The following is a 6,076-nucleotide window of genomic DNA, read 5'->3' on the forward strand; positions in this document are numbered from 1 at the left end:
AGCTGCCGGCCGCACGTCAGCTCTTCAGCCGGGCAGCGGCCACACCGGGAACACTCCTGGTGTTAAGTGAAAATAAAGTATTAGACTCTGCCGGATCGTTCTCCGTCAGGCTTTTGTCCATTGCGGAAGAAGAAGCCCTGGTATTCCACGCCGTAAACGATGCTGCTGAAGTGTTGCGGGCGGTATGTAAAGGTCCTATTTCATCCGCTGTACACACTTTTGTTTTCTCTCGGCAGCAGCCGCACCAGGCACAGAAAATGGCCAGTAGTAAGCGCCTTGGTCGGGGATCGTCCCAGCCCCCCATCCATTTTTTCAAGGTGGAGCGCGAAAGTTTCTTATGAGCTGGTATGCTGTGGGGGATATTGCCTTAGTTATCTATTATGAATTTTTCATATAGTGAATATTTCATGATAGATAGGCGCGCTAGGCCATCTTGTTACTGTATTTATTACGCATCATATTTCGCTGTTTATATGGGGTTATAATGGAGGGGAGTATCCAACGCTCGCTATTGATGAAAAGCGCCAGCGTAGCGGTTCATAATGCCCTTCTGAGCGGCCCCAGCGGTGCGTACTGGCTCTTAGGTGGCGGCTGCCGCCGTAGAGCCAGTAGCATGAGCCATGTTTCCCTGTTTTTCTGTTTGACCAGGGCAGCGCATAAAAAAAGCATTCCCTACTGGTGTGCCAGGAACGCTTTAAGCTGAATATTCGTATATAGCTGTAGCTGGTATGTTGGCCATCTTTTTAATGTTCGGGTTTTAAGGCAAATGGATCTTCCTTCAGGAGCTGATCGGAGAGCCAAATTCATTCTTTTTCCGAACAATCGTTAATTTCCACCCCATACCCTTCCGCAACCTTTTTAATGATTGCTACAGCTCGTGCTTGTTTCTCCAAAGGCAAGTTAGTAACCCCCTGAATTAACTGAATCGCAACTGGAAAGGCATGATCCTTGTCCTGTTCAAATTTCTGTCTATAGTGATGTTCATCCAGCAAGGCCAATGCCCCTTTCATTTAAGGATCGGTTTATTTGATGCTTTAGTCTGCTTGTAAAGGTAATTCCAACAATTCGAGCATACAAACCTTTCGTCTCCTGGTATTGGTGACTGCATAAGTTGATATCTTTCACGAGTGCATTCTTCTCTTTGACATTCCTGCTTAATCTCGTCTGGATGTTGTTTCAGTGTAATCTTCCCCTATCTACTTTCACTATTTTGTCCGGTCTATAGTTCCCAGCCTAGAAGTCTATGTAACTCGTCCGGATGAAATGTCATACGATTACGTTTAAATAAGTCTACAATTGCCGCCGCTTCCCCGGCCAACAAAGATTTGTATTCATCGTAAGTTTCTCCACCGCCGCGCTCGAAAATACGATTAACTAAAACTGCCGGCCCACAAACAGTTTGCTGTCCGTTCCCGTAGTCAATCGTGAAATTCACCGGCTTCCTCATAAGAGCAGAAGAATCCCCTACAGCAAGGTAAAGATCATTCCCGATCTTGGCATGATCCATAAATGGTTCATCAAATAACTTGCGCCCATAACTATGTAATGACTCAATATCCTTGATTACCGGTTCCCCGCCTGGCAAAATTTCCACAATTTTAATCATGTTTTTAGCCCCTTATAATTTGTCCTTAATTCAGCAAACGTGAAGTAGGAGTTTGCTCTTTCTTTTGCCCCCACTCAGAACCTTTATAATCACCGTATAAACCATAGTAAAAAAGAAGAAATGCTTTACATAGAGATTCCATCCAATTCCCCGTCATAATTGTAACATAAGCTTCTTCAATTTCTGAATCCTTAATACTACAGTAGCGGCTAACCTGGTTAGGAGCATCGCCAAAATTAATCAGCGCAACAGAGTCAAAGACCTGACTAGCAAATTCCCATAGATTGATTGCGGCCAGCGGATCAGAGGAATAGCTTCGATAACGTCCTAGTTCACCTTTAATATCATTAGTAGAAGTAATAGCCATAATGACAACAGTAATTTCTTCATCTAGTTCCATTCCTGGCTTCATAGACATAATATGATTTGCTGTGACTATGACAATCCACACTCCCTCTCATATTCTTTCACGATTTTATAAAAGGTGTTCTTTTTCAGATCAAGTCTCTGCATAAACTCAACAGCAGATAAAGCCCCTATCTTCCAAACAGAATACCATTCTTCCAATATTAATCGCTTCCCTGGGGAAAGAGTGCTTAGATTCATACGTGGCCGTCCCAGGTGTTTCCCCTTCTTCTTGGCTTCAGCAATCCCTTCAGCCTGCGCCTGCTTGATGCCCCTGCGTTCCTCTTCAGCCAGCCAGCTTAGTATCTGAAGCACTAAATCCATAATGAGCTGGCCGATCCCTTCCAGTTCTGTATACTTACGTGTATCCAAAATCGGAATGTCGATCACCACAACATGGATTTTCGCATCAATCAGCCACTGCCACTCTCTCAATATCTCTTGCTTATTGCGGCCAAAGCGGTTAATTGATTTTACAAAAAGCGTATCTCCCTCACGCATGACTCGCTTCAATAATTGATATTCGGGACGATCAAAGTTTTTCCCACTGGCTTTGTCGATAAAGATGTATTCTTCCGGTATGCCCTGTTCACGCAATGCCGTCAACTGTCTATCTTCGTTTTGGTCTTTCTCGGACACTCGGCCATAACCGTATTTTCTCATTTATCCTCCTTATAGTTTATAAAGGTATATATATCATTATACACGTTTATAATATAAAAAGAATACCTTTACAAACTTTATTTTGATACTGTTTTTACCCTCTCTAAAGGTATACCTTTACGGACACAATGACGGGGTATATGTGCTGCTTATATGGACATACTACATAATAAAATAGATGGGATGGGATGCGATAGAATGGCGGAAAAAGTGCAAGATTTTACATACGAGACGATGGGATTTCTAAGTTTTGAAGACACTAAGCAAAATTTACGAGAATCAGGCATTGATGAACACACGATTGAGTATATTGATCAAATAGTTAAGATCCATTGTATACATGCGCATCATCTCGGCTGGAAAGAAGGTCGCGACAGTACGCAGAAGGCATATATAAAAAAAATGAATTTAACCACTGCCTCAACGTGAGACGTAAGCTTTTTTTCGCCCGGAATCCAAAAAATAAATATACCTAATGAAAGAAGGGCATCCATAGGGATGCCCTTCTTCTATACTAATTGTACTATATTGCATTAATGATGAACTGTCCTTTTGGAGCTTTGATTTCAAAGTAATACTGTTGATCTTTATTTAAACCACTTAGTTGTTTGCTATTGCCAGGAGACACATGAAACTCATCAATCACGACATTTCCCTTTTCATCTTTAACTCTCATAAGCGCATTACCTGCACTGTTTGCATCATTTATGATTGTCTTATCCCAAAAAACACTATCAAATTTGATGGAATCTTGTCCATCAAATTTAACGCTGTTCCATTCATCAGTTTCTTTTTCAATAGCCATAGCTGAGGTCACTTTAGGAGAAAAGTAATTATGGACAGTTTCCACGTTTTGATAAACTTGATAAGAACAAACAAAAATAATGGTTAACGTAACGAAAATCGCACCAATTACACCAATTTTCTTGAATCTACCATTAACCATAATTCAACTCCTTAATCAATAGAAATATTGTAATATCCAGTTTTACTAGCTTTTCCTTGCAGGGTATAGTCGCCGGCATTCCAAGGTATCTGATCAAGTACTACAGATTTTCCTGCCGCAACCGTTTTGGTACTTCCTACTTGCGCGCCTGTATCATCTACAACCCTAAAAGTAACAGAACCTGGGCTGTTTGCACTGTTTGTAACAGTAGGTGAATCATCGAAAAAATTGTTAGAAGATGTAATGTTACTATAAGCACCTGTAGTTAAATATGCTGAACCAGACCAATTTACATACGGAACAACTACTCTTCCACCATCCTTCAAACTCTCGTTTTCAGCCGGAGCAGCCATTACAGCAGTTGAGCTTCCAATTGCGAGGGCCAAAACACTAGCAGAAGAAAATAATGCTACTTTTTTTACTAAATTCAAATAAAACACCTCTTTCTCAAATTGGTTTCATTTTAGATCGACGGCTGGCACAAAAAATAAGATTCAAAAAGGAAGGAAAAACAAATTATTTCCATATGAAAATATATTCATATACCATCCCCTTTTTGAAGATATGGTAATATAATCCGGTTGCTTCCTCATTATACATACAAATATTCATATTTTCCAGCACAGAAAAAGGGGCAGCTTGGATGTTACGGCCAACAATTTGCTATTATAGAAATATATTAAGGAAAGAGGGCATTCGAGATGAAAAATACTGGTATGGTGCGCCTGTTAGATAATTTGGGTCGAATCGTGATACCTAAAGAAATACGAAATCATTTAAATATAGAAATAGGCGATCCGATAGAGTTTTTAAGGGACGAAGACAACGAATATGTTGTCTTGCAGAAGAGTGTGGGACAAGCCTGTAAGCTTTGCGGATCAATTGAAGGTTTAACCTATCTGAAAGAAAAGAATTGTTTTATTTGTTATGAATGCACCCAGGCTTTGAAATCTTCCAACCCCCAACTATATATGCCAACAACCAATAAGAATCGTACTGCCAAACCGCGTAAGCAACGTAAGGTAAAGGAAGAAGTTACTTTAAAAGAACTAAAAAAATTGATGCTTCAGCATCCAGGCTTAAAGCAAAAAGGATTAGCTGAAATTTTGGGAGTTTCCCAAAGTCGTGTATCTCAACTCAAAAAGAAATTGACCTGAGTCTCACCTTCAAGTTCACAGAAATTTGAAATAATGTAAAAATGAATTGACCATTGGTAAGCAATTGTATATATTTGTAATAGATGAAAATGATCAGCTTCTTGGCATGAATACTCCAGCGCAAATATAAGATTGAGAGGAAGGTAAAGGGATGGAAGACGTTTTGGAGGGAAAAGGTGCAACATATTTAGTTTCAAACTACAATCATAATTTAGATAAATGCGTGGAGCTATTACATCTAAGGTTTACACAACATAATTGGAATGACATAATTGTTATTTCAGATTACCTACACAAAATATCTCAGGATATCTACGAATCACAGCACAAGACAGAACAAGCATCACTAGATACAGAACGTCCATTGGTTTTTTACTATGGATTCAGCTATTTGGCAAGAGCTACAGCACTTCAAAAGCTTGGCCTATTCGATGAAGCTAGAGAATACATCCTTAAATATTCGGAGCTAGGTTGGTTTTCTGGATTAGATGCTAACGGGCTTGATGAGGTTGAAAGATTCAGATTTTTGGCTAAAGCGAATATGTACACAAATGATCTATTGTCTGGAAAAACAGATGTATTGCAAGAATATGTTCAATTTTTAGAGAACAATGAGGAAGAAGTATTGCCAGGGCTGGTAACTATTATGGAAGCGGCCAATCTCCACTTGCTCAATGTAGATGATGTCCTCCACAAATTCCAAACAACCATTGATGATCTGAGCAGTTTGGAAAGCGAAACGAATAAGACACACTATTTTAGGTTTTTATATCATCTTGCGATTTATTATAGTAATAACAAGAGATTTGAAGATGCAGTACGCCAAGTTTTAGTATTTTTAACATCGGCTAATATGATTGAAAATGGTACGAACTTCAAGAAATTTATTGTGCTATTTGAAGCACTACGCCAGTATGCTTCAAATGAACAAATTGAGCAGTATCAAAATTTATTCAAGGAGCTGATTAAGGATGAAAAAATTATTAGTTTCGATGGCCATGATATTCGCTCTCATTAGTATTATTCCAATTGGTAGCATTGGGGGAAATTTCGGGGTAAATTCGCCTTCTAATCACGGCTGGAATTGATTAATGAAATGCTGACGGAGAACCAACAGTATCGGGGAAATCCCTTGATGCTGTTGGTTCTTTTATATTTCCTACTCTGTACGTTCAGGAAGCGCATGAGCTGCTGGCCGCACGTCAGCTCTTCAGCCAGGTAGCGGACACGCCGGGAACACACACCTGGTGCCGCTCGGCAGCAGCCGCCAGGCATAGCGAAAAGGACGGCCGGGGCCGT

The 6,076-nt window shown here is 40.1% G+C and carries 11 protein-coding genes; 4 read left to right on the plus strand and 7 right to left on the minus strand.

The window, feature by feature from the left end; genetic code table 11:
• Window positions 1–341 (plus strand): hypothetical protein (locus tag BAZ21_RS29315; RefSeq protein WP_176718235.1); only part of this gene is annotated, 341 nt, incomplete at its 5' end.
• 462 nt (window positions 342–803) lie between these two features.
• Here BAZ21_RS29315 and BAZ21_RS27325 read toward each other — a convergent pair.
• From BAZ21_RS27325 to BAZ21_RS27340, 4 genes are all read right to left on the minus strand, one after another.
• Entirely contained in the window at window positions 804–1,010 is a 207-nt protein-coding gene (locus BAZ21_RS27325; protein ID WP_141695049.1) for a hypothetical protein, read from the minus strand.
• Between the two features lie 209 nt (window positions 1,011–1,219).
• The gene (locus BAZ21_RS27330; protein ID WP_068505931.1) at window positions 1,220–1,606 is read right to left on the minus strand and encodes a hypothetical protein; all 387 of its coding nucleotides are present in this window, start codon (window positions 1,604–1,606) and stop codon (window positions 1,220–1,222) included.
• Between the two features lie 25 nt (window positions 1,607–1,631).
• Window positions 1,632–2,024, minus strand: a complete 393-nt coding sequence (locus tag BAZ21_RS27335) for a hypothetical protein (protein ID WP_068505932.1) — start codon at window positions 2,022–2,024, stop codon at window positions 1,632–1,634.
• Between the two features lie 17 nt (window positions 2,025–2,041).
• Window positions 2,042–2,674, minus strand: a complete 633-nt coding sequence (locus BAZ21_RS27340) for a recombinase family protein (RefSeq protein ID WP_068505933.1) — start codon at window positions 2,672–2,674, stop codon at window positions 2,042–2,044.
• Window positions 2,675–2,872: 198 nt separating this feature from the next.
• Here BAZ21_RS27340 and BAZ21_RS27345 point away from each other — a divergent pair, with 198 nt between their 5' ends.
• Entirely contained in the window at window positions 2,873–3,103 is a 231-nt protein-coding gene (locus BAZ21_RS27345) for a hypothetical protein (protein WP_068505934.1), read from the plus strand.
• 94 nt (window positions 3,104–3,197) lie between these two features.
• Here BAZ21_RS27345 and BAZ21_RS27350 read toward each other — a convergent pair whose 3' ends face one another.
• Entirely contained in the window at window positions 3,198–3,620 is a 423-nt protein-coding gene (locus BAZ21_RS27350) for a hypothetical protein (RefSeq protein WP_068505935.1), read from the minus strand.
• A gap of 11 nt (window positions 3,621–3,631) precedes the next feature.
• Window positions 3,632–4,051 carry a hypothetical protein gene (locus BAZ21_RS27355; RefSeq protein ID WP_068505936.1) on the minus strand — a complete coding sequence of 140 codons (420 nt, stop codon included), beginning with the start codon at window positions 4,049–4,051 and terminating at the stop codon, window positions 3,632–3,634.
• Window positions 4,052–4,321: 270 nt separating this feature from the next.
• On the opposite strand from BAZ21_RS27355, the gene BAZ21_RS27360 reads away from it, so the two are divergent.
• Together BAZ21_RS27360 and BAZ21_RS27365 are read left to right on the plus strand one after the other, a co-directional pair.
• Window positions 4,322–4,777 (plus strand): AbrB/MazE/SpoVT family DNA-binding domain-containing protein, encoded by a 456-nt coding sequence (locus tag BAZ21_RS27360; protein WP_068505937.1) that lies wholly within the window; start codon window positions 4,322–4,324, stop codon window positions 4,775–4,777.
• 151 nt (window positions 4,778–4,928) lie between these two features.
• On the plus strand, window positions 4,929–5,795 hold the full coding sequence (locus tag BAZ21_RS27365; RefSeq protein ID WP_068505938.1) for a hypothetical protein: 867 nt from the start codon (window positions 4,929–4,931) through the stop codon (window positions 5,793–5,795).
• Window positions 5,796–5,845: 50 nt separating this feature from the next.
• Here the strand turns inward: BAZ21_RS27365 and BAZ21_RS29440 are convergent.
• On the minus strand, window positions 5,846–6,076 hold a 231-nt coding region (locus BAZ21_RS29440; protein WP_218061453.1), incomplete at its 5' end, for a hypothetical protein.

It is taken from the genome of Paenibacillus kribbensis, from assembly GCF_001705305.1.
In the GTDB taxonomy this organism is placed as follows: domain Bacteria; phylum Bacillota; class Bacilli; order Paenibacillales; family Paenibacillaceae; genus Paenibacillus; species Paenibacillus kribbensis_B.

Excerpts from the sequence above, each read along its gene's own strand:
- BAZ21_RS27350 (WP_068505935.1), bottom strand. The coding sequence starts at position 3,620 with ATGGTTAATGGTAGATTCAAGAAAATTGGTGTAATTGGTGCGATTTTC.
- BAZ21_RS27340 (WP_068505933.1), bottom strand. The coding sequence starts at position 2,674 with ATGAGAAAATACGGTTATGGCCGAGTGTCCGAGAAAGACCAAAACGAA.
- BAZ21_RS27345 (WP_068505934.1), top strand. The coding sequence starts at position 2,873 with ATGGCGGAAAAAGTGCAAGATTTTACATACGAGACGATGGGATTTCTA.
- BAZ21_RS27330 (WP_068505931.1), bottom strand. The coding sequence starts at position 1,606 with ATGATTAAAATTGTGGAAATTTTGCCAGGCGGGGAACCGGTAATCAAG.
- BAZ21_RS27360 (WP_068505937.1), top strand. The coding sequence starts at position 4,322 with ATGAAAAATACTGGTATGGTGCGCCTGTTAGATAATTTGGGTCGAATC.
- BAZ21_RS27365 (WP_068505938.1), top strand. The coding sequence starts at position 4,929 with ATGGAAGACGTTTTGGAGGGAAAAGGTGCAACATATTTAGTTTCAAAC.
- BAZ21_RS27325 (WP_141695049.1), bottom strand. The coding sequence starts at position 1,010 with ATGAAAGGGGCATTGGCCTTGCTGGATGAACATCACTATAGACAGAAA.
- BAZ21_RS27335 (WP_068505932.1), bottom strand. The coding sequence starts at position 2,024 with ATGTCTATGAAGCCAGGAATGGAACTAGATGAAGAAATTACTGTTGTC.